Here is a 26,040-nt window from a genome sequence, read left to right on the forward strand (position 1 = left end):
TGACTGCCTTCCTGCAACTCGAATTATTTAGGGTATAGTTCATGAGCTTTATATCCATGAATACCAACGCCCTTCTTGAACAATCTATCGGCAGAAATTGGCTAAACTTTAGCAATAAAAATGCCAGCAAGATGACCTTGCTGGCATGTATCCTTCGGACTTGAAGCTACAGGGTTGTTAGCTGCAACTCCACGTTGTTTGGATATGCAACATACGGTTTATGCGGCTTATTTGGCTTGAGTGAAACGCGCTGCTGCTTCGTCCCAGTTAACCACGTTCCAGAATGCTTTGATGTAGTCTGGGCGGCGGTTTTGGAATTTCAGATAGTAAGCGTGTTCCCACACATCCAGGCCAATAATTGGGAAGCCTGATGCGCCAGAAACTGCTTCGCCCATCAGTGGGCTATCTTGGTTAGCAGTAGATACAACCGCCAGCTTGCCGTCGTCTTTCAGAACCAGCCAAGCCCAACCAGAACCGAAACGGGTTGCCGCAGCAGCTTCAAATTTCTCTTTGAAGCTATCTACGCTGCCGAAATCGCGCTCAATAGCGGCTTTCAGATCACCCTTCAGGGTTGTGTCCAGTTTCAGCCCTTTCCAGAACAGGCTGTGGTTAGCGTGGCCGCCGGCGTTGTTACGCATAAAAGTGCGTTTTTCAGCAGGAACTTTGTCCAGATCTTTGATCAGGTCTTCAACGCTGAATTTAGCCAGCTCAGGGAAGCTCTCCAACACCGTGTTTGCATTGTTAACATAGGTCTGGTGGTGTTTGGTGTGATGGATTTCCATCGTCTGCTTATCGAAGTGGGGTTCCAGGGCGTCATAAGCATAAGGCAGGGATGGCAGTGAGTAACTCATAATCATCGTCTCCGTAGTGTAGGGCGGCGCAAAAAAAGTAAGCGCCGCGTAAGCATTCGGATCATTATAGTTAATTAAATGATATTGAAAATGATTATCAATGCCGTACTAATTGTGTGGTCTTTCTATTCACTAATCCGCTGCGGATGGGTGTAAACCGTTGCTCTACCGGGTTTACTGAAGCCAACCAGCGTCAGATTACAGCGCTCGGCAACTTCAACCGCTAAGGTTGTTGCAGCAGAAACAGCAAATAAAATCTCTGCACCGCACATTGCGGTTTTCTGCACCATCTCATAGCTAGCACGGCTGGAAACCAGCACAGCACCTTGCTGCCACGGCTGTTTGGCCCGTATCCCCAGCAGCTTATCCAGTGCGACATGGCGGCCCACATCTTCACAACCGCCCAACAATTCACCTTTCGGATTAATCCAGGCCGCAGCATGAGTGCAACCCGTCAACTGACCCACAGTTTGTACCTGCTTGAGTTGTGCCAGTGCATTATCGAGTTGATTCAAATTAAAGGTCTGAGTGAAAGGCAGCGGGGTGATGTGGCGAAAAATATCATCAAGCTGTTCAATACCACAGACCCCACATCCGGTGCGGCCGGCCATAGCTCGGCGGCGCTCTTTTAAACCGGCAAAGCGACGGCTGGATAACTCAATGTTAACTTCTATGCCATTACAGCCTGGTGTCACATCAATGGCGTAGATATCTTGTGGGGCGCTAATAATGCCCTCTGACAACGAAAACCCCAGCGCGAATGCTGCCAGATCTTTCGGGGTTGCCATCATCACCACATGGGAAATGCCATTGTAGACCAGCGCCACCGGCACTTCCTCCGCTAGCCAATCCAATTGCGGCTCGGCCATTTTATGGCGCTGTAGCACGTTAAGTTGTTTTGCACCGCAGATTCCGGTGGAGAGGTCAATTGTTGAAGGTTTGATCTGGCTCACTATGCGGCCCTGAAAGTTATAACCCATAATCACAATGTGGTAACATTCACATTAAGAATGGTATGGGTATAATTCTATTTCCAGAAGAATGTATCCCACACCGATAAAGGTGATATCGCGTAAGCGATTTTAGCGCTTCCGGTTTCGTTGAGGGAAGTGTGAACTGAAATAATGTGACAATGAACGAAGGAGAGACCCATGCAGGTCAGCAGAAGGCAGTTCTTTAAGATCTGCGCTGGCGGTATGGCAGGAACCACGGTCGCGGCACTCGGCTTTACGCCGTCAGTGGCGCTGGCGGAGACGCGCAATTACAAATTGCTGCGTGCCCGTGAGACGCGGAATACCTGCACATATTGCTCCGTTGGTTGCGGGCTTTTGATGTATAGCCTCGGTGACGGCGCAAAAAACGCCAAAGAGAGTATTTTCCATATCGAAGGGGACCCGGACCATCCGGTAAACCGTGGCGCGCTGTGCCCGAAAGGTGCAGGGCTGGTGGATTTTATCCATAGCGAAAGCCGCCTGAAATATCCTGAATACCGTGCTCCGGGTTCAGATAAATGGCAGCGAATCACTTGGAATGATGCATTTGACCGCATTGCCAAGCTGATGAAAGAAGACCGGGACGCTAACTTCATTAAGACCAACGACGCCGGTGTTACCGTCAACCGTTGGCTGAGTACCGGTATGCTGTGTGCCTCGGCATCCAGTAACGAAACGGGTTATCTGACCCAGAAATTTAGTCGCGCTCTCGGCATGCTTGCCGTAGACAACCAAGCACGTGTCTGACACGGACCAACGGTAGCAAGTCTTGCTCCAACATTTGGTCGCGGTGCGATGACCAACCACTGGGTTGACATCAAGAACGCAGACTTAATTATCGTCATGGGCGGTAATGCGGCAGAAGCGCATCCGGTGGGGTTCCGCTGGGCGATGGAAGCCAAAATCCACAACAATGCCAAGTTGCTGGTGATAGACCCACGCTTTACTCGTACTGCATCGGTGGCGGACTTCTATACGCCAATCCGCTCCGGTAGCGATATCGCGTTCCTGTCCGGCGTGTTGTTGTATCTGATGACCAACAACAAAATTAACCGCGAATACGTCGAAGCTTATACCAACGCCAGCTTGCTGGTGCGGGAAGACTTTACCTTTGATGACGGCCTGTTCAGTGGCTATGACGCCGAAAATCGCAAATACGACAAAACCACCTGGAATTACCAGTTGGATGAAAACGGCTTTGCCAAACGCGATGTCACGCTGCAAGACCCGCGCTGTGTGTGGAACTTGCTGAAAGAACACGTCAGCCGTTACACGCCAGAGGTGGTCTCTAACATTTGCGGTACGCCAAAAGAAGATTTCTTGCAGGTTTGCGAATATCTCGCCGAAACCAGTGTGTCCAATAAAACCGCCACATTCCTCTATGCGCTGGGCTGGACACAACACTCGGTTGGCGCGCAGAACATCCGTACCATGGCGATGATCCAGTTGTTACTGGGCAATATGGGCATGGCGGGGGGCGGTATTAACGCCTTGCGCGGTCACTCTAATATTCAGGGTTTAACTGACCTGGGTTTGCTGTCGCAAAGCTTGCCGGGCTACCTGAATCTGCCGTCAGAAAAACAGCCGGATATTGACACTTATCTGAAGGCCAACACGCCGAAAACTCTGCTGCCGGGCCAGGTTAACTACTGGAGCAATTACCCGAAATTCTTCGTCAGTTTGATGAAAAGTTTCTACGGTGATAAAGCCCAGAAAGAGAACGGCTGGGGCTACGACTGGTTGCCGAAGTGGGATAAAGGCTACGACGTATTACAGTATTTCGAGATGATGTCGCAGGGTAAAGTGAATGGCTATATTTGCCAGGGCTTTAACCCGGTCGCGTCGTTCCCGAACAAAAACAAAGTAGTAGCATCACTGTCGAAACTGAAATTCCTGGTAACTATTGACCCACTCAATACTGAAACCGCGAATTTCTGGCAAAACCACGGTGAATTTAACGATGTCAGTCCATCGAAAATTCAAACCGAGGTGTTCCGCTTGCCATCCAGTTGTTTTGCTGAAGAAAACGGTTCAATTGTTAACTCCAGCCGCTGGCTGCAATGGCACTGGAAAGGTGCTGATTCACCGGGCGAAGCATTGAACGATGGTGCCATTTTGGCGGGTATCTTTAGTCGTCTGCGTGACATGTACCATCGGGACGGTGGTGCAGTGCCAGAACAGGTGCTCAATATGACCTGGGATTATCTGACGCCAGACAATCCAGAGCCAGAAGAAGTGGCACAGGAAAGCAATGGTAAAGCACTGGCTGATATCACCGATGCTGACGGCAAAGTGCTGGTCAAAAAAGGCGAGCAGCTCAGTACCTTTGCTCATCTGCGTGATGATGGTACTACCGCCAGTGGATGCTGGATCTTTGCCGGTAGTTGGACACCGGCCGGTAACCAGATGGCACGCCGTGATAACGCTGACCCATCCGGCCTTGGCAATACCCTGGGCTGGGCGTGGGCATGGCCGCTTAACCGCCGCATTCTATACAACCGTGCCTCTGCTGACCCACAAGGTAAACCCTGGGATCCGAAACGCCAGTTGCTGGAGTGGGATGGCACCAAATGGGGTGGCGTTGATATCCCAGATTACAGTGCCGCGGCACCGGGTAGCGATGTCGGGCCGTTTATCATGCAGCCAGAGGGTATGGGCCGCCTGTTTGCCATCGACAAAATGGCAGAAGGACCGTTCCCGGAACATTATGAGCCATTTGAAACGCCGCTGGGCACCAACCCGCTGCACCCGAATGTGATATCTAACCCGGCCGCTCGTGTCTTTAAAGACGATTTGGCCGCAATGGGTTCTCATGAGCAGTTCCCGTATGTCGGTACCACTTATCGTCTGACCGAGCATTTCCACTACTGGACCAAGCATGTGCTGCTCAATGCTATCGCACAGCCGGAACAGTTTGTGGAAATTGGCGAAAAACTGGCAGCGAAAAAGGGCATTAAGCAGGGCGATACCGTGAAAGTCAGCTCCAACCGTGGCTATATCAAAGCCAAGGCTGTGGTGACCAAACGTATTCGTACGCTGAATGTTCATGGGCAGGAAGTTGACACTATTGGTATCCCGATCCACTGGGGATACGAAGGGGTGGCGAAAAAAGGCTTCCTGGCCAATACCCTGACACCGTTTGTCGGTGATGCCAATACGCAAACGCCAGAGTTCAAGGCGTTTCTGGTCAACGTGGAAAAGGTGTAACGGAGAGAACCTATGTCACTGCAAACCCAAGACATTATCCGGCGCTCCGGCACCAACTCCCTTACGCCGCCGCCACAGGATCGTAACTACCAGCAAGAGGTGGCCAAGCTTATCGACGTCACCACCTGTATCGGTTGTAAAGCCTGTCAGGTGGCGTGTTCGGAGTGGAATGATATCCGTGATGAAGTCGGTCATAACGTCGGGGTGTACGATAACCCCGCAGATCTGACCGCCAAATCATGGACGGTGATGCGTTTTTCTGAAGTTGAAGACGAAGAGAGCGGCAAGCTGGAGTGGCTGATCCGTAAGGATGGCTGCATGCATTGTGCTGACCCCGGCTGCCTGAAGGCATGTCCGTCGGAAGGGGCAATCATTCAGTATGCCAATGGTATCGTCGATTTCCAGTCAGAACACTGTATCGGCTGTGGTTACTGCATTGCCGGTTGCCCGTTCGATGTGCCGCGCATGAACAAAGATGACAACCGGGTGTATAAATGTACCCTGTGCGTCGATCGCGTTGGTGTTGGCCAGGAACCTGCCTGTGTGAAAACCTGCCCGACCGGAGCGATTCACTTTGGCACCAAAGAGTCGATGAAAGAAGTCGCTGCGGGCCGGGTTGCTGAGTTGAAAACTCGTGGCTTTGATAACGCAGGGTTATATGACCCCGCTGGCGTGGGGGGCACCCATGTGATGTATGTACTGCATCATGCGGATAAACCGCAGCTCTATCATGGTCTGCCGGAGAACCCGACCATCAGTCCGACAGTCACCTTCTGGAAGGGGATCTGGAAACCACTGGCAGCGGTGGGCTTCGCTGCAACCTTTGCGGCCAGTATCTTCCATTATGTGGGTGTCGGCCCGAACCGGGTTGAAGAAGAGGAGGACGAAGACGATAAGCCGGATTCAACACCTGCTGACACGTCATTGCCGCCACCGGAGCAGACCACCGCTGAGCACTCAGACGACGGGGAGACGCCCAAATGAAAAAAGAAAAACGCATCCAGCGCTACAGCGCGCCGGAGCGCATCAACCACTGGATAGTGGCCTTCTGCTTTATACTGGCCGCTATCAGTGGTTTGGGGTTCTTCTTCCCGTCATTTAACTGGCTGATGAATATTTTTGGTACGCCGCAGTTGGCACGCATCCTTCACCCCTTTGCCGGGGTGATTATGTTCGCCGCCTTCCTGATCATGTTTTTCCGTTACTGGAAACATAACCTGATCAATAAGGAAGACCTGGAATGGGCTAAAAATATCCATAAAATCGCCATGAATGAGGAAGTCGGCGACACGGGACGCTATAATTTCGGTCAGAAGTGCGTATTCTGGGCTGCTATTATCAGTCTGGTGTTGTTGTTGGCCAGTGGTGTTGTTATCTGGCGGCCTTACTTTGCGCCTTCCTTCCCGATCCCGCTGATTCGCCTGGCACTGCTGGTGCATTCGCTGGCGGCGGTCGGGTTAATTATCGTGATTATGGTGCACGTTTATGCTGCCCTGTGGGTGAAGGGCACCATTACCGCGATGGTAGAAGGCTGGGTACCGGCGGCGTGGGCGAAAAAGCACCATCCGCGCTGGTACCGTGAGGTTAACGCCAAAAGTCAGCGTCAGAAAAAACAGGAAGAGAAACCCTGATGAGTATTCGCATTGTCCCTAAAGATCAACTAGGAAAACAAAGCGAAAAAGGCACCACGGCGGGGAATATCCCGCCGTTACTTTTCGCGAATTTAAAAAGCCTGTATACCCGGCGGACTGAACGTTTACAGCAACTTGCGCTGGATAACCCGTTGTCCGATTATCTGGATTTTGCGGCTAAAATTACCCAAGCGCAGCAAAAAGCGCTGCATGACCATCCGCTGGTGTTGGATATGCAGGCTGAGTTGGAGCAATCCGCTGCCAGCGGTAAACCGCCTCTGGATCTGAGTGTTTTTCCTCGCACTGAACATTGGCGCAAGCTCCTGTCAGCACTGATTGCTGAACTACGCCCTGATGCCCCTGATCATATTGTGGCAGTATTGGATAATCTGGATAAGGCGTCGGTACATGAGCTGGAACTGTATGCTGATGCGCTGTTAAACCGCGAGTTTGCCCAAATCGGCAGTGAAAAAGCGCCATTCATCTGGGCGGCTTTATCATTGTATTGGGCGCAGATGGCCAGCCAGATCCCCGGTAAGGCGCGAGCTGAATATGGTGAACATCGCCAGTTCTGCCCAGTCTGCGGCAGTATTCCGGTCTCCAGCGTGGTGCATATCGGTACGCAAAACGGTTTACGTTATCTGCACTGCAACTTGTGTGAAAGCGAGTGGCATGTGGTCCGAATCAAATGCAGTAACTGCGAACAGACCCGTGATTTGAATTACTGGTCACTGGACAGTGAACTGGCGGCAGTAAAAGCGGAAAGTTGTGGTGATTGCGGCACTTACCTGAAAATTCTCTATCAGGAAAAAGACCCACAAGTTGAAGCGGTCGCTGATGATCTGGCCTCGCTTATCCTTGATGCCAAAATGGAAGGTGAAGGATTCGCCCGCAGCAGTATCAATCCATTCTTGTTTCCAGGGGAATAGGTTTCCGGGCCACAAAATAGAAGTATAGTTTGTATGGTTATTATACAATGGTCGCGCTCACATGTGATGACCATTGTAACTACTGTTGGTTTTATCGGCAGGCGCTACTCCATCATCCGAGCGATACGCTAACTTAAATAAGGATATTTATTGTATGTTGAAGATAGTCGCAAAACTGACGGTAGTGATGGTGTTGGTAGGTGGTCTGGCCGCGTGTGATAACAGTAAGGAGAGCAAGGAAAGCACCAACAATGCCGCCCCTGCATCGACCCCTGCTACAACACCCGCGCCCGCTCCGGTAGCCTCTACACCCGCAGTAACTCCGCCAGCAGCAACCACGCCAGCCGCTAAACTTTCCGCTGACCAGCAGCAGGTTAGTCTATTTGATGGTAAGGTTACCTTTGTATTACCAACATCATTTGTTGACCAAACTAAATTGGCGGGTGACGTGAACAATGAGCAAAATCAAACGTTGTTATTGATTGATGCTGCCGGTAAACAAATGGCCGTCACTGCGGTGACTAACCCGCCGGGCGTCGAATTGCTTGATACCAGTGATTTGTCCCTTGATGCGTTAAACAAAGGGTTATTGCAGGGGTTCAGTGCTCAGTACCAGAATATTAAACAAACCGGACAAAAAGACATCACCGTTGATGGCCATAAGTTCCGCCTGTTTGATACCAAGCAAAAAATACAAAATTCGCCGATGGTAGCGACTACAATCTTTACTGTGTTAGATAAGAAAGTGGTATTTATTCAGATGGTCTCTGCCGCTGAAAAAACCAAGCAACACCAAACGTTAGTGAATGGCGTGGTTGATTCTATCGCGCTACACTAATTACTCAGACCGAGCGCCGTACCATTATTATGGCGCTCTTTCGACCTTATTACCTGAGTGAGTATGAGCGCAGAACCCCATCAGTTATACAGTCAGTTACCCGCAATAGATCGCCTGCTACGCGAGCCAGATGTTGCCCCTTTAGTGGCTGAATATGGCCCTGTTTTATTGACCGATATTTTGCGTCAAATGCAGGTTGAGGCTCGTGAATATATCCGCCAATTTCATTCACTGGCTGATTGGTGCAGTGACTGGCCAACAGCATTAAAGCAGCGTTTACATAGCCGCCAATCCGCGTTAAAACCCGTCTTTAACCTTTCCGGTACCGTATTGCATACCAACTTGGGCCGTGCCCCATTGGCTGAATCAGCTATTGCTGCGGTGAATGATGCGATGCGTGGCGCGGTAACACTGGAATACTCTCTGAGTGGTGCCGGGCGTGGCCATCGTGACCGGGCTATCGCCGATTTGCTGTGCGAGCTGACCGGTGCGGAAGATGCTTGTATCGTGAATAACAATGCTGCTGCGGTGTTTCTCATGCTGACGGTAATGGCGGCGGGGAAACAGGTAGTGGTTTCTCGCGGTGAGCTGGTGGAGATTGGTGGTGCTTTTCGTATCCCGGATGTGATGCGACAGGCGGGGTGTGAATTGGTCGAAGTCGGTACCACTAATCGCACGCACCTTAAAGATTACCGCCAAGCCATAAATGAACACACTGGCCTGCTGATGAAAGTGCATACCAGCAATTACAGTATTGAAGGTTTCACCGCCTCGGTTGCCGAAGCGCAACTCGCAACATTAGGCCATGAATTCTCCATCCCGACCGCCACCGATCTGGGCAGCGGTTCGTTGGTGGATATGACCCGTTATGGTCTGCCAGCAGAACCAATGCCACAGCAATTGATTGCAGCGGGTATCGATTTAGTTACCTTTTCGGGCGATAAACTGCTGGGTGGCCCACAGGCCGGGATTATTCTTGGCAAAAAACAGTGGATTGAGCAGCTACAGCAGCACCCACTTAAGCGGGTGCTACGCGCCGATAAAATGACGCTGGCCGCACTGGACGCCACCTTGCGTCTCTATCAGCAGCCAGACCGGTTGACTGAGTTGCTGCCAACCATGAGGTTACTCACCCGCCCAACACAGGTTATCGCCGAGAGTGCACAACGGGTATTGGGTGCCCTAACCGCTCGTTATGGCAACGATTTCACGCTGGCGGCAGAACCTTGCTGGTCGCAGATCGGTAGCGGTTCGCTACCGGTAGACCGTCTGGCCAGTTGGGCGGTAACGTTCGCACCAAAAGAGGGGCGCGGAAGTGCTCTGGAAGCCCTAACAGCGCGTTGGCGCGGTTTGGCTAAGCCGGTTATTGGCCGCGTGGCTGATGGGCGTTTGTGGCTCGATTTGCGTTGCCTGGAGGATGAGGCGGCGTTGCTCAGGGAATTGGCTCGATGATTATTGCAACAGCAGGCCATGTCGATCATGGCAAAACGACACTCTTACAGGCCATCACCGGGGTGAATGCGGATCGCCTGCCGGAAGAAAAACAGCGCGGCATGACCATTGATCTGGGTTATGCCTATTGGCCACAGTCCGATGGCAGCGTTATGGGGTTTATCGATGTCCCCGGCCATGAGAAGTTTTTAGCCAATATGTTGGCGGGCGTGGGCGGCATTGACCATGCTTTGCTGGTGGTAGCCTGTGATGATGGTGTCATGGCACAAACCCGCGAGCATCTGGCGATTTTGCGCCTCAGTGGTCGCCCCACGTTGACCGTGGCACTGACCAAAGCTGATCGAGTTGATGATGAGCGTATCGAACAGGCTCGCCAGCAGGTACTGGCAGAGCTGGTGGCTCAGGGCTGGCAAGCAGAGCAAGTCACTTTGTTCGTGACAGCGGCGGCGACCGAGCGTGGCATTAACGAATTACGTGAACATCTGGCGCAATACCACCAACAAAATGCACAGCACAGCCGGTTACAGCGGCGCTTTCGTCTGGCTATCGATCGCGCATTCAGTGTGAAAGGGGCTGGCTTGGTGGTAACGGGCACGGCGTTGGCAGGTCAGGTGGAACTCGGTGATACCTTATGGCTCACCGGCGGCGACTGTCCGGTGCGGGTGCGTGGTATCCATGCCCAAAATCAAAATACATCACAGGCGCAAGCTGGCCAGCGTATCGCTCTGAATATCAGTGGCGATATCAGCAAACAACAGATCAAACGCGGTGACTGGCTATTAACGCAACAGCCGCCGCAGGCCACGGAGCGGGTACTTGTCATTGTGGATGCTGATACACCGATCCAACATTGGCAACCTTTACATTTGCATCATGCCGCCAGCCATATTACCGGGCGTTTTTCGCTGCTGACCAATCCACAACCTACCGACGAGAACCCCCAGCCGATACTTGCTGAACTGTTGTTGGATAATCCGCTATCTCTGGCTGAAAACGATCGTCTTATTTTGCGTGACATTGCGGCGAAAAAGACCTTGGGCGGTGCACGGGTGATTCATCTCACCGCCCCTAAACGCGGCAAACGGCAACCGGCGTATTTATCTTGGTTAACTGCGCTGGCCCAGGCAACCTCCGACCGTGAAGTGCTGGATTTACATCTGGCTCAAGGGCCGGTTTCTTTAGATGACTTCAGTTGGGCGCGCCAGCTAACTGAACGCGATATGGCGGACTTACTGGCACAGACTGATAGTGTTGTCGCCGGTGATATTGCACTCTCGCGCCCTCATGCTCAGCAAGCGCAACAAACCTTATTACATGTCCTGTGCCTGTATCACCAACAGCATGGTGATCAGTTAGGATTAGGGCGGGCGCGGTTGCGGCGTATGGCGTTGCCAACGCTGGATGAAGGGCTGGTATTCCGTTTGATTGATGATCTGCTGGCTGAAGGGGCGCTAAAGAATACCCGTGGCTGGCTACATCTGCTAGCTCATGGCCTGGCATTTACTGCCGAGGAGCAGGTTCAGTGGCAGCAGGTCGCATCCTATTTTGCCGATGACCCTTGGTGGGTGCGCGATTTGGCGGCACCGATGCAGATTGAAGAAAGTGAGATGCGCACACTATTGCGCAAAGCGGCACAACTGGGCTATATCACAGCAATTGTTCCTGATCGCTACTATCGCAGCCAGCGTATTGAGCAATTCGCTGATTTGGTACGTGAGCTGGATGCCAGCCAGGGCAGCGCCTGTGCCTCAGATTTCCGCGATAGACTGGGTGTTGGCCGCAAACTGGCGATTCAAATCCTTGAATTCTTTGACCGCAGTGGGTTTACTCGCCGCCGAGGTAACGACCATTTGTTGCGTGACAGTGGGCTATTTCTTAATACACCTCCTAATGTGTAATTCGGTTAAAATACATCTAAAGTGATGTAACGTGGTCAAATTACATCTCATAAGGTGTAGTTTGATTTTTTACATCATATCCGATGTTTAATCCATAAAATACATTGTTTAAGATGTGCTAGGCTATAGATACATCAAAAGACATGTAACTGGGGGATGATATGAAATCGCTGTTAGATGTGGCCGAGCAGATAAAAGAAATTCGCCAACAGAAACAATTTACACAGTCTGATATGCGTCTTATCAATGGCATGACGCAACAGCAAGTTTCCAAGTTTGAGAAAGGGGGGTATATTCACCTTTCTACTTTTCTGCGGATATTGGCCGGTTTCGATCTGGAAATGCTGCTGCTCACCCGGGAACAGGCGCAGGATATACGTTTGACTATGGGGACAGAACGCGTGGTCAATAAGGAAGATATCACGCTCAATGATGATCCCTGGACACAGAAATATAAAGATCTGGAGGACTAGCCGATGTCGCAACAGCTTGAGAGTGACGAAGGGCTGGCGCTTTATCTGGGGGAAATCCGTGTGGGTGTTGTGGTGCACTATACCGGCGGTCGGAATGCTCTATCGTTCGATCCTGATTATATCGCGATGCCGGATACACAGCGACCGACCTTTACCTTAACTCAGCAGATTGATCACGGTTACCTGCAAAGGACGCAGATTAATAAACAAAAGCTACCTCCGGTACTGTCGAACTTATTACCTGAAGGGGCGTTGCGGCAGATGATGGTTGGGCAATTAAAAATTCATGAGGATAATGAATTTCCGTTGTTGGCGCGAGCTGGCGGTAATCTCGCTGGTGCATTGATAACCCGCCCATTGATGAAGGGAGAGATCCCCATATGGGCGCTTTCCGCACATGATAAAATAGAATCAATACAAATAGATACGAATAACATTGCTGATAAGTTTTCGTTGGCTGGCGTACATATGAAATTCTCATCTAGTCACCAGGATGGGCGGTTCCTAATAACCTCCGCAGTGGGTGAGGATAACTGGATTGTTAAAACACCTTCAACTGTGCATAAAAATATCCCTGAGAATGAATATTCTGTGATGCGATTAGCTCAAGCTATTGGTGTGGATATACCCGACATTGATTTAGTCTCATTAGATAAAATCGAGAATTTGCCCGATATTCAATTACCACCCGGTGAACATGTTTATCTTATCCGTCGTTTTGATCGTACCGTGCAAGGGCGGACGCGGATACATACCGAAGATTTCGCACAGGTTTTTAACCTATATCCCAGCAAAAAATACGAAGATAAGAATTACGAGCAAATAGCGGCTGTTTTATATAACAATGCTGGTGGTTTAGCGGACCTACAACAGATGGCGCGCCGGTTACTGGCTAATATTATGTTGGCTAATGGTGATGCACATCTGAAAAACTGGACTGTCATTTATTCTGATGGCCGGCACGCAAGACTTTCGCCAGCCTATGATATTGTTTGTACTAAAGTTTATATGGAAGACGAGACTGAGCTTGCCTTAAGAATGGCAAAAGAAAAACGCGGGTATGTCGCTAATTTTGCTACGTTCAAAAAATGGTGTGAGCGGATAAGTGCACCTTACCCGGCTATTAAGGCCCATTTAGACGATGCGATTATTATTGCGCGTCAAACATGGCCTGAAATGTTGGCCTCTTTGCCCATGAATGAGGCTCATAAGCAAGTATTACGAAATCATTGGGCGCAATTACACACTGATTTTAGGCTATAAATTCGCTGGAGGGTCTATTCCCCCAGCGCTTAATAAACTACTCCGCAGTAACCGCCTCCGGCTGACGGCGAATAAATATCATCACCAAGCCCAGCCACAGCAAGCCACTGATCAGATTGAACAGGTTAAAGATACCGCTGTTGCCCCACAAGTAAGCGACTTTGGCAAACTCAATGCCGAAGGTGAAGACCATCATACTGATCATCCCCATGGCGGCAGATACCGTACCTTTACTGATATCACTGGCGAACAGTGTCAACCGCACCAAACCGGCATTAGCCAAGCCAATACCAAAGGCATACAGGCTCAGTCCTGCCGTCATCCACAGATAAGCATGGGATGAATAGAGCGTTGAGCCTGCGGCAATCAGCAAGCCAATAATCATCGGACCGGCACCGTAGCGGATAAGACGTGGAATACTGGTTTTGCCGCTCAATCTCGCCAGTGTCAGATTACCAATAATCAGTGCGCCGAAAATTGGCACCTGCAAAACACCATATTCAACAGTGGATAGCTGCTCACCGCTGATCAAAATGACGGGTGATTGCGCAATCCACGCCAGCAATGGCAGGCTGGCAAAGCCTAACGCCAGGGAACCACACATGAAACGGCGGTTGGCGAGCACCAGCTTATAGTCATGCCACATCGCTGCCACTGACAGTTTCTCCCCTTTCAGAGCGGCGGTTTCCGGCATGGCGCGCCATAAGCCCACAAATGAAATGGCCCCCAGCACGGCAAACAGCACAAACATTGCCTGCCACGGAGCGACATGAATCAAGGCGGCCCCCGCCAGAGGGCCGAGTAATGGGGCAATCAAGGCGACATTGGCCATTAACGCGGTAATTTTAATACAAACCGCTTCTTCAAATGATTCCTGAATAGTGGCGTAACCGACGGCACCAATAAAGCATAAGCCGATCCCTTGCAGGAAGCGCATGGCGATGAACTGTTCGATACTATTGACCAGCAAGATGGCAAGGCATGTCACCACAAAGAATGCGACACCGAACAACATTACCGGGCGGCGTCCACGGCGGTCTGACAACGGCCCAAGCAACCATTGCAAGAACATCCCGCCAGCCAGATAGGCAGTCATAGAGGTCGGAACCCACTCAATACTGGCATTAAAATCAGCCACTACGGCGAGCATACCTGGCTGGATCATATCGTTAGCGATATAAGCGGCAAATTCGAACAATACTAAACAAAGAGGGAATAAAAGCGCCCGTCGACCTAAACGTGTCGCGGGTGAAAATGAAGTTTGCATAAATTAAGCTATTAATAATAAACGTAAAAAAGGATACGGCTCAGGCAGGGTGTGCATTCAAAGCGCGTCAGGTCGGTTATTTTGCCGTCAATATAACGTTATAGCAACAATTACCCTTCGTCCTAGACGCTACAGCATTGTTAGCGGCGTTCATTCACCCGAATCACTTACCTTGTGTAAGCTCATCGGGGTTCATTCGCTTGCTGCCTCGCTGTAACGCCAATGACTTTGGGTAATACCTTCGTCCTAGACGCTACAGCATTGTTAGCGGCGCTCATTCACCCGAATCACTTACCTTGTGTAAGCTCATCGGGGTTCATTCGCTTGCTGCCTCGCTGTAACGCCAATGACTTTGGGTAATACCCTTCGTCCTAGATGCTACAGCATTGTTAGCGGCGCTCATTCACCCGAATCACTTACCTTGTGTAAGCTCATCGGGGTTCATTCGCTTGCTGCCTCGCTGTAACGCCAATGACTTTGGGTAATACCCTTCGTCCTAGACGCTACAGCATTGTTAGCGGCGTTCATTCACCCGAATCACTTACCTTGTGTAAGCTCATTGGGATTAATGAATCTTATCCTTGATGCCGTTTCATTTACTTTGGGTATAAATCGAATTTACGTTATTGTTTGCAACCTGATTATTGATGCCGTAAATAGATCAACGCTTTTAGTATGCTGACAGGTGATAGAGAGTATGCATGACCAATAAGATTGGCTGGATTGATAATTTGCGGGCGGTGGCCTGCATTATGGTGGTCATGATCCATGCCACAACCTATTACGTCACCAGTGGTGCTCAGGTGGGTGAGGCTAACTGGGATATTGCCAATCTGCTCAATTCTGCTTCTCGTGCCTGCGTGCCCCTGTTCTTTATGATCTCTGGTTATCTGTTTTTTGGTGAAAAAAGTGCACAGCAAAAGCACTTCACCCGAATCGGGCTATGCCTGCTGTTCTACAGTGTGATTGCCCTGATTTATATTTCGATCCTGACGCCGATCAACGGTTGGGCCTCACTACAGAATATCCTGCAAAAACCGGTGTTTTATCATCTGTGGTTTTTCTACGCCATTATCGTGGTTTATCTGGTATCACCACTGATTAATGTCAAACCGGTGTCAGGCCGCTATCTGGCGGTGGTGATTTTACTGCTGGCAGTGCTAGCCAATCCCCAAGCCAGCAAGTATTCGATTGGCGGTTTCCATTTATTGCCAATCAACCTCTATATCTACGGTGATACTTTCTATTACTTGCTGTACGCGCTGTTGGGGCGGGCAATTGGTATGTTGGAAACCAAAGGCAGGGTGATCAGTTGGGGGGCGGCATTGCTATTTATCACCAGCGTAATATTTATTGCCATCTCAACTGAAAAGCAGACGCGGATTAATGGCAGTTTTGCGGATACTTTCTATATGTATTGTGGCCCGCTGGTGTTCGTTGCGGCGGTATCACTGCTGGTGTGGTTTAAAAACTGCATGAACCAGCAAATTGGCTGGCTAAGCTGGCTCGCCGGGCATTCATTGGCGATTTACGGCTTCCACGCGCTCATTATTCACTTTATTCGCACCCATCATTACGATTTTACGGGTTATCCGATACTGGATATTTTCTATGTTTTCGCACTGGCTCTCGCCCTGAGCACTTTGCTATCCATGGGATTACAGCGCATTGACCGGCGGCGTCTGGTCAGTTAACCACGACCTGCCCACGCTGTTGTGCGCGCCGAAGCTGGCGGCCGGAGGAGAACCCGGCAGCCAGTGCGGCTTTCTCCAGATTAAACCCTTCTTGCAGGCGAACTTCGGCCACTGCGACTCGCAATTGTTCGTGAAATTCACGCACACTGATCCCGACATGTTCGCGGAATAACCGTGTTAAATGGCGGCTACTGACATGTGCTTTCTGCGCGACCTGAAGCAGTGACCATTCGGCTTCCGGTTCTGCCGACATCACATCCTGCGCACGGTGTACGGCGGGATGCAGGTGATTGCGGTAACGTAACCAGGGGGAAAGCTGCGGGTCATCGCCAGACCGTCGAAAATAAACCACCATTTCCCGTGCGACTTCTAATGCAGTTTGTGGGCTGCAATAGCGGCTAATCAGATGCAAAGAGAGATCAATACCCGCCGTAATTCCGGCGCTGGTATACACGCCACGGTCTTCAACAAAGATACGGTTTTCTTTGGTTTGTGCGGCGGGTGCCTGCTGGCGTAATCGCTCAAGTACATTGTGATGAGTGGTGCATTGGTAGCCGTCCAGTAGCCCCGCTTGTGCCGCCAGTAATGCACCGGAGCAGACACAAACCAAGATTGTTTTTTGCTGTGTAATGGCTATTTTTTGCTGTTGTAACCAGTGACGGGCCACTGCGGCCGTTTCGGTTGCAAAGTAGTGGCGTGAGTCGCTCACCCCAGGCACGACCAGTAAACTGCCCTCCGGCAAGCTGTCAGGTAGTGGTTGTAACTGGCCGAGCACCATGTCGGTGGAAGCCGTCACTTGCGGCAATGGACTGATATAGAAGAGATTAAATGACCCTGCCAGCCGTAAGGTTTCGGCCGGGCCAGTTAAATCCAGCGACAGCACGCCGGGAAGCAATAGGAAATAGACATTTCGTTGCATGGTTAATCCACAGTTACCGTCAGATAACGGTTCAGATAAGCCGGAATATCCGGGGTGTGCTGTAGCAAAGTAGCAACAAAAGCATCGCGTTCAAAGGCCATAACCTGCAAATCCCATACACAGAACGATTCATCCCGTGCCGCACGCCACACTCCCTGCTCTTGTACCCAGACTTTCACGCGCAATTCATTCTCATTGTCCCACCATCCGACAATCAGGTAATTCAGTGTTTTCCCCTGATGCTCAATCACAAAACCAATGCCTGGGCGGTTCACCGTTTCTGCTTCTTCTGGTAACCACTGCCCAACTAACTGATAAGCGGGGGCGTAATATGGTGTGTCACCTTGGGCCTGCGAGTAACGAATAACATAGCGCTTCAACTGCCACTGCTTAAGATATTTAACGCCAGCAGGGGTGATATCTCGTGGCAAATAAGGCTGTGGCTGCCAGTTTACTGTTTTTTCTGCAACCACCTCTGACGGCCGAGTATCCAGAGCACCCAGTGTTTCCGCAACGGTACGGATGGTGGCAAACCGATCGACTAACACGGTTTCTGTGCGCAGCTTTAATTCTTCGCTACTCAATACCACACCATTTGGCTGCGTCATTGGGAAGGTTAGTGTAGCTTCAGTCACGAAGGTCACTTGATAACCTAAATCCGATGCCACACGGGCGGTGGTTTCACAGCATTGTTCAGTACGCATACCGGCAATAATTAGATGATCTATCTGCCTTTCCTTTAGCCACTGATCCAGACCTGAATCAGTCAGCGCGTTATGTACCCGCTTTTGTACGGTAACATCTGCCTGATGGGAAACCAGCGACATTGGTTTAACATAGCCTGAAGCCAGTGAGAAAGGCCCTTCTGGGGCGACATGAAAAACATCGACCAGTGCCACTCCTCGCAGTTTACAGCCGGTAATTAATTGATTCAGCGCCGCCGAGAAGGCGGGTAAATCTTGCTGCTGCCAAAAAGATTTATGTTCGAAAGATTGTTGAACATCAATAATCAGTAATGCGCTGTTAGTCATTTCCGGCCCTCCGCCGTATGGGTGTAGCTCAATCATGGGCGGGTTTTCACTAGAGAGGAATGCCAAATCCGGCCATCATAGGGTGTAAAAGGGACCAGTTAACCATTTGTTTATACCCCTTATGCTGCAACTTGCTGGTGTATTCGTTGTGCTAGCCTGCATTTTGAAATCTCGGGATATGTATCATTTGGTTTCCAACATCTTTTTTATCGACAAAAATTGACATTAAAAATGTATTCATTGCTTATTATATACAATTTGAATTAATTAAAAGAATAGTTATATTGATGGCGTATGAATATATTCCTATATTTTGTAGGATTTTTCCTTCAGCATTGTTGATATCTCTGATTTGTCGAATAAACACAGATAAGATTTATTGCTGATATTATAAAAATATTTGAAGTATAACCTTGCTTAGTTAACCCTATTTGGCATAAATAACTAGCTTTTGACCATAAACATGGCATAAAACACCAAATAAATTATATATAACGATCGATTTGGCCGATAAATTCGTATTTACTAGATAAAAAGATCGCGTATAGTCCTATCCATGTCCAGTCGGGGCGAGAACAGCCAGATAATATAAATACATGGGAGTTTATAAAGTATCGGTTATTATTTAATATAAATTACACTTTGATGATTATAATTTAAATGTTGAAGATTAATTCTGGGATTTTTATTCTGGAATGCATTTCTACAATTGAATTTTAGTGTCATTTTGTGATTTCATCTTATTGCATTTTTACTTTCATGTTTTTATTTATTTTATCGTTGTTATAGCCATCGGTAATGACGTGAGCCGTTGATGGTATTCCATCAGCGTATTCTTTAAATATGGTGTCTAAATAAAGGTTTTTTAATATGTCTAATTTTAAGAAAAGTGCATTGATTATTGCGTTGGCATCTTCTGCTTTCATTTCCCAAGCATTTGCTGCAGATGAAGGTAATGGCCGTATTCATTTTACCGGTACTGTTATTAATGCACCATGCTCTATCGCGCCGAACTCTACTGATATCAGCGTAGATATGGGTCAGGTAGCGAATAAATTACTGGAAACCGGTAATAAATATTCTCAGAACGTTCAGTACAACATTGACCTGCAAGATTGTGATCTGACTGAACAAACAGCAGGTTCAGTAACTTACCCTGCAATGTCTAAAGTTACCGTAACTTTCGGCGGCGTTTCTGATGCAACCTCTCCAGCATTGCTGGCAAACACCGGTAGCGCAGGTGGTGCAGGTATTCGTCTGATCGACACTAACGGCGCATTGCTGAAAGTGGGTGATACCGGTGCTGATGTTAATCTGGTAACTGGCCCGAATCAGATAGTATTCGCAGCTCGCGTTGAAGCAACTGGCGCACCTGTAACAACCGGTACTATCGTGTCCCAGGCTACTTACGCGCTGAACTATAAATAAAACTATCCTTCGTACTTGGCGTTGCAGCAGCATTAGCGGCACTTGTTTGCTGCTTTGCTGAAACACCAATTACTTTGGGTCATACCCTGCTTATTTGACGTTACAGCGGCGTATGTAGCTTCAATTTAAGGGGAGGAGACTCCCCTTTATTAATACTTTGCCATAAGACAGTGATTTATTTATGCAATATAAATCTAGAAGAAAAGAAATGATCTTTCGAATGGTGCAAATATTAACATTGGCAGGTTTAAGTTTATTATTGCCTGGAATGGCTGCAGCAGTAGAGTTTAATACCAATATTATCGATGCAAAAGATCGCAGTAATATCGATCTGTCTCGTTTTGAGGTTGATGATTATACCCCTCCGGGTGATTATCTGCTTGATGTCCTGATTAATGGCCGGCTGTTACCTGAGCGCTACCTGGTACCCTATTTACCTGTCGATGATGGGAAATTAACTAAATTATGCCTGTCACCAGATTTAGTTGATCTGCTGGGGTTAGCTCCGGCTGTGCGTGAGTCGCTGACATTATGGAATGATGGCAAGTGTGTCTCTATTGATCAAAAAGAAGAGATTACGGCAAATTACGATAAAGAAAAACAATATTTAATTATCTCTATTCCACAAGCATGGTTAGCTTACAGTGATCCTAATTGGGTGCCGCCTTCTCAATGGGATGATGGTATTCCTGGCGCTATATTGGATTACAACCTGTTTGGTAATCGTTATGCGCCGAAAAGTGGTAGTAGTAGCACTAATTTTAGCAGCTACGGAACTGCGGGCGCCAATATGGGGCCATGGCGTATCCGTGCTGATTACCAATATATCAATAATGAAACAGAAGGCTCGCACTACAGTAATTTTGACTGGTCACAAGTGTATGCATTTCGGGCTATCCCAGCGATAGGGGCTAAATTTATTGGTGGTCAAACCTATCTCAGCTCCAGTATTTTCGATTCATTTCGTTTTCTGGGGGCATCACTTTCCAGTGATGAGCGGATGTTGCCACCGACACTGCGTGGCTATGCACCGCAAGTGATCGGCATTGCTCGCACCAATGCCAGAGTCATTCTGAGCCAGAATGGCCGTACCCTTTACCAAACCAACGTTGCTCCGGGGCCGTTTGTTATTCAGGATATTAGTGAGGCGGTACAGGGCAATATTGATGTCCGCGTGGAAGAGGAAGATGGTCGTGTAACCACTTTCCAGGTTAGCGCCGCAACCGTACCATTTTTAACCCGCAAAGGCGCCATCCGCTATAAAACGGCTTTGGGCCGTCCGATGCAGGGCAGCAATAACGCGGTGAGTGATCCGACTTTCTTTAATGGTGAGTTTTCATGGGGGGCATTTAATGATGTTTCCTTGTATGGCGGAGTGATTGCGACGTCACAGGACTACACCGCGATAGCCATGGGTGCTGGGCAAAACTTACATGATTTCGGCGCGCTGTCTGTCGATGTTACACATTCCCGCTCTCAGTTACCGCATGAAGGGAAGCAGAGCGGTGAAAGCTACCGGGTTAACTATTCCAAGCGTTTTGACCAGACTAATAGCCAGATTACCTTTGCCGGATACCGTTTTTCCGAAAAGAACTTTATGAGCATGAGCCAGTACTTGGATCGGCTAAATGGCAATAATTATCTACAAAATGATAAGCAAACATACACCGTGACCGCGAACCAATATTTGGCCTGGCCGGATATCACTATGTACTTATCTGCTACCCATAAAACTTACTGGAATGATGTATCCAGTAATAATTACGGTGTTTCTGTCAGCAAAATATTTGATATTGGCTCTTTTAAAGGCATTTCGACGACAATCTCTGCCAATAAAGTGAAATACCAGTATGAAAGCGAAAATCAGGTGTTCTTCTCATTCAGCGTCCCGATTGGTGTTGGGCAGCAGGTCAGTTATGACGCGCAACGTGATAAGAACAACGGCTACTCGCAGAATATCTCCTATTTCAACAGCCAGGACCCGAGGAATATCTGGCGTGTCAGCGCCGGGGGCGCCAGCCCTGAAATACAGCAAGGCAATGGCGTGTTCCGTGGCGGCTATCAGCATAGCTCCCCTTATGGTGAGTTTGGTGTTGATGCCAGCCATAAAAATAATGAATATAACTCGTTGAATACCAACTGGTATGGCTCGATAACCGCGACTGCGAAGGGTGTTTCAGCTCACCAGAATAAATCGGGTAATGAGCCAAGAATAATGATTGATACCGGCGATGTTTCAGGTGTGTCATTGAATAATAATTCGGCGATTACCAATCGGTTTGGTGTGGCAGTGGTAAATGGCGTTACCAGTTATCAGCAGTCAGACGTTCGGGTTGATGTGCAAAGCCTGCCGGAAGATATTGAAGTCTATAATACTGTTATTCAAAAAACCCTCACCGAAGGTGCTATTGGTTACCGTGAAATTAGGGCAGTAAAAGGTCAGCAAATTATGGCCATAATCCGCCTCAATGACGGTAGTTTCCCACCACTTGGGTCATCGGTTATTGCTGATAAAACCGGAGCTGAGGTAGGTATTTTAGGCGAAAGTGGCTTGGCCTATTTGGCTGGCTTAGAAGATGCCGGGAAACTGACGGTTCAGTGGGGCAAAAAGCAGTGCAAGATAGTATTGCCGGAAAATAACGGCATGAGTTCAGGGAAAATTCTACTTCCTTGTCAGTAGGTTAGGCAGCAATATGGAAAAATATTAATTAAAATAGTTTATTGACCGAAAACTATTATTGACCGTAAATTATTTTTTACCCAAAACTGTTGCTTACTTAAAGCAGTTATTCACAGCATAACGATCTAATTTAGAGCGGAACAGAAAATGAAAGACCTTAATAACATGATGCTGGTTAGGAAGAACCAGCAGATAAATAATGCCATAGTAGGGATTGCCTTATTGCTTACCACTATGGTCAGTGAGGCGGCGATTAATCTTGACCGGACACGGATTATCTTCAACAGCAGCGATAAATCAGCCAGTGTTATTTTGCAAAATCAGAGTAAAACATCACCTTATTTAGCACAATCATGGTTAGAAAATGCCGCTGGCCAGAAAGTAGATAACCCATTGGTTGCTTTGCCGCCAATGCAGCGGATTAATGCCGGCCAAAAAAGTCAGGTGCGCATTATGAAACTGCCTGATGCTGATAAATTAGCTACAGATCGCGAGACGCTATTCTATTTCAACGTGCGGGAAGTGCCACCAAAAAGTGAAATGACCAACGTGGTACAAATTGCGATTCAAAATAGAGTGAAGCTATTTTACCGCCCTACGGCGATAAAAGCAGATTATAACGAGATCTGGCAGGAAAAATTACAGATTAGTAAGCAAGGTGAAAGCCTGAAAATTCATAACCCGACACCGTATTACATCACGTTAGGGTATTTAAGCCAGGATAATCGCGGTAATTTCCCCGGTTTCGATAGCCTAATGATCGCGCCTTTTGGTACTGAGATTGCCAAGACGCCAGGTTATAGTGGCAGTCGTTATAGCATTGGTTATATGGATGATTTTGGTGGCATGGTCATCCGTATTTTTAACTGCTCGGCTGTTGATTGCCAAATTCAACCTGCGGAAAAGAAAAAGTAATGCGCGCAGCCTTCCGGTACCGGTAAAGGAATGACAATGACTCATGCTATGTTAAATAAAATGGGCCGGATGGGTGGCTCGGTAGTTATTTTATTGGTGGCGCTGCTGTTATCGCAGGCGGCCTATGCCCTTGATTGTGTTGAAAAGGGAACCGGTATTGTGATTAAACCTGCAATACCTATCGGGCAATTAGCGATACCATCGAACGTTGCGGCAGGGACGAAAGTCTGGGAATCGAACGATATTACTGTTACAGCCTATTGCGATAACGTATTAGGCTCGACGATTGACCAAGTGTGGTTCTATTTTAACCCGCTACATCAATCGTTGGGGCAGGGGTTGCAATTAGGTGTCAGTTATAATGGGCAGGATTTAGAAACTAACGCGGCCCGTTTAAATACCAATTCCTCTCCGATAGCTAAAGGGCAAAATGTTACCGTTACGGTGACTTTCCGGCTATATATTAAAGTGACCGGTAACCCACCTTCGAGCGGTTATTATGTGGGTGCAGATAACTTCACGGTATTCCAACTTGATGGTTCAACTGGGCTGAATCTGACCCCTGGGGCAAAGAACTTGCGTTATGCCTTATCAGGGTTAACGGGAGTACGGTTTATTGCCTGCGGTGCGGACTTGGTGGTATATCCAGAATCACAAATCGTGAATTTTGGCGTATTCAATAAAGCGCTACTACAAAATAGCGGCAATAATATTAGTCAGCCGTTTTCCATTACCGCAGTCAAACAAGGTTGCTTGTCCAATTTTTCTATTCAGGCGCAGTTCTCAACCACGAATCCGTTAGTGGGTGATAATGCCATTGATATGCAAAACGGCACGAAATTGACGATTTATAATGATGCCAGTCAGGCGATTGTATATAACCGTTATAACGAGTTCGCGCAGTTGAACGATGTGACTCAGGTGACAAAAAATTATACTGCCAGCCTGAATGCTATTGCCGGGCAATCAGTGAAATTAGGTCAATTTGATGCCACAGCCATCGTGAAAATCAACTATTACTAATACGCTCAGGGCTGAGGGATATTACTCGCCAGCCCTGAGGTGTTATTTACTCACATAACGGCAGTAATTGCTGATAGAGCTTTTTGAAGATTGTCCGTTGAGCAGTGTAATAGTGATGGCGATCGGTATCAGGTAAATGGGTTTGTTCCAATATCAGTTCAGGTAATAAGTCTGCTAATGGCGTTTCTGGGTTCAGTGCAATTTGAGCCAACCGGGCTGCGCCCAACGCTGGGCCGATATCCCCCCCGGTACGATATTCCAGCGTTTGGCCACTGATATCAGCCAACATTTGCCGCCAATAGGCACTGCGAGCCCCCCCGCCAATCAATGTGACTGATGTCGGCTGCAATCCGCTGGCATGCACCGCGTCCATCCCATCAGCTAAAGCAAATCCCACCCCTTCTAACACCGCACGGGCTAAATCTGCCCTGCCATGTTGGTGGGTAAAGCCCCAGAATGCCCCTTTAGCATTAGGGTTATTATGGGGCGTCCGTTCGCCAGAAAGGTAGGGTAAGAACCATACCGGGGTAGCCGCTGGCGGTGCTTTCTCCACTTCTGCTATCAGTGCAGGAACATTATCGACGCCGGTGAGTTGGCAAGCCCAGTCAAGACAGGATGCGGCACTTAGCATCACTGACATCAGGTGCCAGGTATTTGGTAATGCATGGCAAAAACTATGAACTGCGCTGGCGGGGTTGCTGAGAAAGCCGTCACTGACGGCAAAATAGACGCCGGAGGTACCCAGCGACAACATCGCCTGTCCGGTCTGATACAGACCAACACCAATAGCACCGGCAGCATTATCACCACCTCCGGCCACTACCGGTATGGTGTTGATACCCCAGCGGTGGGCAATAGCTGTACTGACATGGCCGGTAATCTGGCTGCCTTCAAACAGTGCTGGCATGTGCTGGCGGTTTAAACCGCAGGCGGCCAGCATCTCATCACTCCAGTCACGCTGCGCGACATCCAGCCACATAGTACCGGCGGCATCGGACATATCGCTGGCGAAATCACCACTGATCAGAAAGCGAAGATAATCTTTTGGTAACAGTACCTTATCAATACGACTAAAAATATCTGGCTCATGCTCAGCCAGCCATTTCAGTTTTGGTGCGGTAAACCCGGGCATCATTAGATTACCTGTAATCTGGCGCGACTCGGGTACTGCTTGCTCCAGTGCCTGACATTGGGCGAAACTGCGGCCATCATTCCATAGAATGGCTGGGCGCAGCACCTGATGTTGTTTATCCAGTAAGGTTGCGCCGTGCATTTGCCCGGTTAACCCAAGGGCTTTTACCTGCTGCAAATCATGTGCTGCGGCCAGAGCCTGCATGGCCTGATCGGTTGCCTGCCACCAGTCAGCCGGGTTTTGTTCCGACCACAACGGGCGTGGGCGCGAGACGGATAAAGCGGCACTTTGGCTCGCAACTACTTGCCCGTTTTCGGCCAGTAGAATTGCTTTGACGCCGGAGGTGCCCAAGTCGATGCCAAGGTACATATACCTTCCTTATAGGTGAGATTGGGGCAGCGGGTGCCCCATCTTAAA

20 protein-coding genes are annotated in these 26,040 nt (G+C 48.9%); 14 read left to right on the top strand and 6 right to left on the bottom strand.

Going from position 1 to position 26,040, the window contains the following annotated elements:
- Positions 1-227: 227 nt before the first annotated feature.
- On the bottom strand, positions 228-851 hold the full coding sequence (gene sodA / locus V1956_RS02525; protein WP_050311298.1) for a superoxide dismutase [Mn]: 624 nt from the start codon (positions 849-851) through the stop codon (positions 228-230).
- 125 nt (positions 852-976) lie between these two features.
- Positions 977-1,831, bottom strand: coding sequence for a formate dehydrogenase accessory sulfurtransferase FdhD (gene fdhD / locus V1956_RS02530; protein ID WP_420074493.1), 855 nt, complete (start codon positions 1,829-1,831; stop codon positions 977-979).
- Between the two features lie 171 nt (positions 1,832-2,002).
- Here fdhD and fdnG point away from each other — a divergent pair, with 171 nt between their 5' ends.
- From fdnG to V1956_RS02575, 9 genes are all read left to right on the top strand, one after another.
- Positions 2,003-5,050: a formate dehydrogenase-N subunit alpha gene (gene fdnG / locus V1956_RS02535; RefSeq protein WP_102970500.1), complete on the top strand. Its 3,048-nt coding sequence runs from the start codon at positions 2,003-2,005 to the stop codon at positions 5,048-5,050.
- A gap of 12 nt (positions 5,051-5,062) precedes the next feature.
- Positions 5,063-6,034 carry a formate dehydrogenase subunit beta gene (fdxH, locus tag V1956_RS02540; protein WP_372560228.1) on the top strand — a complete coding sequence of 324 codons (972 nt, stop codon included), beginning with the start codon at positions 5,063-5,065 and terminating at the stop codon, positions 6,032-6,034.
- A complete protein-coding gene (fdoI, locus tag V1956_RS02545; protein WP_083161461.1) occupies positions 6,031-6,681 on the top strand; it encodes a formate dehydrogenase cytochrome b556 subunit in 651 nt (216 codons plus the stop codon). The genes fdxH and fdoI overlap by 4 nt, the downstream gene beginning before the upstream one ends.
- The gene (fdhE, locus tag V1956_RS02550) at positions 6,681-7,610 is read left to right on the top strand and encodes a formate dehydrogenase accessory protein FdhE (protein ID WP_083161459.1); all 930 of its coding nucleotides are present in this window, start codon (positions 6,681-6,683) and stop codon (positions 7,608-7,610) included. The genes fdoI and fdhE overlap by 1 nt, the downstream gene beginning before the upstream one ends.
- A 154-nt stretch (positions 7,611-7,764) precedes the next feature.
- Complete coding sequence (locus V1956_RS02555) at positions 7,765-8,448, top strand: hypothetical protein (RefSeq protein WP_372560229.1); 684 nt, start codon at positions 7,765-7,767, stop codon at positions 8,446-8,448.
- 63 nt (positions 8,449-8,511) lie between these two features.
- Complete coding sequence (gene selA, locus V1956_RS02560; RefSeq protein ID WP_442824776.1) at positions 8,512-9,900, top strand: L-seryl-tRNA(Sec) selenium transferase; 1,389 nt, start codon at positions 8,512-8,514, stop codon at positions 9,898-9,900.
- On the top strand, positions 9,897-11,798 hold the full coding sequence (selB, locus tag V1956_RS02565) for a selenocysteine-specific translation elongation factor (RefSeq protein ID WP_442824777.1): 1,902 nt from the start codon (positions 9,897-9,899) through the stop codon (positions 11,796-11,798). Before selA ends, selB begins: the two co-directional genes overlap by 4 nt.
- A gap of 161 nt (positions 11,799-11,959) precedes the next feature.
- Positions 11,960-12,271 carry a helix-turn-helix domain-containing protein gene (locus V1956_RS02570; protein WP_442824778.1) on the top strand — a complete coding sequence of 104 codons (312 nt, stop codon included), beginning with the start codon at positions 11,960-11,962 and terminating at the stop codon, positions 12,269-12,271.
- A 3-nt stretch (positions 12,272-12,274) separates the two neighbouring features.
- Entirely contained in the window at positions 12,275-13,534 is a 1,260-nt protein-coding gene (locus V1956_RS02575) for a type II toxin-antitoxin system HipA family toxin (RefSeq protein WP_442824779.1), read from the top strand.
- Positions 13,535-13,571: 37 nt separating this feature from the next.
- Here V1956_RS02575 and V1956_RS02580 read toward each other — a convergent pair whose 3' ends face one another.
- Positions 13,572-14,801 (bottom strand): MFS transporter, encoded by a 1,230-nt coding sequence (locus tag V1956_RS02580; protein WP_372560233.1) that lies wholly within the window; start codon positions 14,799-14,801, stop codon positions 13,572-13,574.
- 701 nt (positions 14,802-15,502) lie between these two features.
- Between V1956_RS02580 and V1956_RS02585 the strand changes: the two genes are divergently transcribed.
- Positions 15,503-16,495: an acyltransferase gene (locus V1956_RS02585; protein ID WP_372560234.1), complete on the top strand. Its 993-nt coding sequence runs from the start codon at positions 15,503-15,505 to the stop codon at positions 16,493-16,495.
- Here V1956_RS02585 and V1956_RS02590 read toward each other — a convergent pair.
- Both V1956_RS02590 and V1956_RS02595 read right to left on the bottom strand, forming a co-directional pair.
- Positions 16,488-17,414 (bottom strand): GlxA family transcriptional regulator, encoded by a 927-nt coding sequence (locus tag V1956_RS02590; RefSeq protein WP_372560235.1) that lies wholly within the window; start codon positions 17,412-17,414, stop codon positions 16,488-16,490. The genes V1956_RS02585 and V1956_RS02590 overlap by 8 nt on opposite strands.
- A gap of 2 nt (positions 17,415-17,416) precedes the next feature.
- Positions 17,417-18,445, bottom strand: a complete 1,029-nt coding sequence (locus V1956_RS02595; protein WP_372560236.1) for an isochorismatase family protein — start codon at positions 18,443-18,445, stop codon at positions 17,417-17,419.
- An 870-nt stretch (positions 18,446-19,315) separates the two neighbouring features.
- Between V1956_RS02595 and V1956_RS02600 the strand changes: the two genes are divergently transcribed.
- From V1956_RS02600 to V1956_RS02615, 4 genes are all read left to right on the top strand, one after another.
- The gene (locus tag V1956_RS02600; RefSeq protein ID WP_083161443.1) at positions 19,316-19,873 is read left to right on the top strand and encodes a fimbrial protein; all 558 of its coding nucleotides are present in this window, start codon (positions 19,316-19,318) and stop codon (positions 19,871-19,873) included.
- 220 nt (positions 19,874-20,093) lie between these two features.
- Entirely contained in the window at positions 20,094-22,553 is a 2,460-nt protein-coding gene (locus tag V1956_RS02605) for a fimbria/pilus outer membrane usher protein (protein ID WP_420071847.1), read from the top strand.
- Between the two features lie 147 nt (positions 22,554-22,700).
- Positions 22,701-23,468, top strand: coding sequence for a fimbrial biogenesis chaperone (locus V1956_RS02610; RefSeq protein ID WP_420071846.1), 768 nt, complete (start codon positions 22,701-22,703; stop codon positions 23,466-23,468).
- Positions 23,469-23,504: 36 nt separating this feature from the next.
- Positions 23,505-24,491 (top strand): fimbrial protein, encoded by a 987-nt coding sequence (locus tag V1956_RS02615; protein WP_420071845.1) that lies wholly within the window; start codon positions 23,505-23,507, stop codon positions 24,489-24,491.
- Between the two features lie 46 nt (positions 24,492-24,537).
- Here V1956_RS02615 and xylB read toward each other — a convergent pair whose 3' ends face one another.
- Positions 24,538-25,992, bottom strand: a complete 1,455-nt coding sequence (gene xylB / locus V1956_RS02620) for a xylulokinase (RefSeq protein WP_420071844.1) — start codon at positions 25,990-25,992, stop codon at positions 24,538-24,540.
- Positions 25,993-26,040 lie beyond the last annotated feature (48 nt).

It is taken from the genome of Yersinia sp. 2540 StPb PI (assembly GCF_052217165.1).
Lineage (GTDB): Bacteria > Pseudomonadota > Gammaproteobacteria > Enterobacterales > Enterobacteriaceae > Yersinia > Yersinia enterocolitica_E.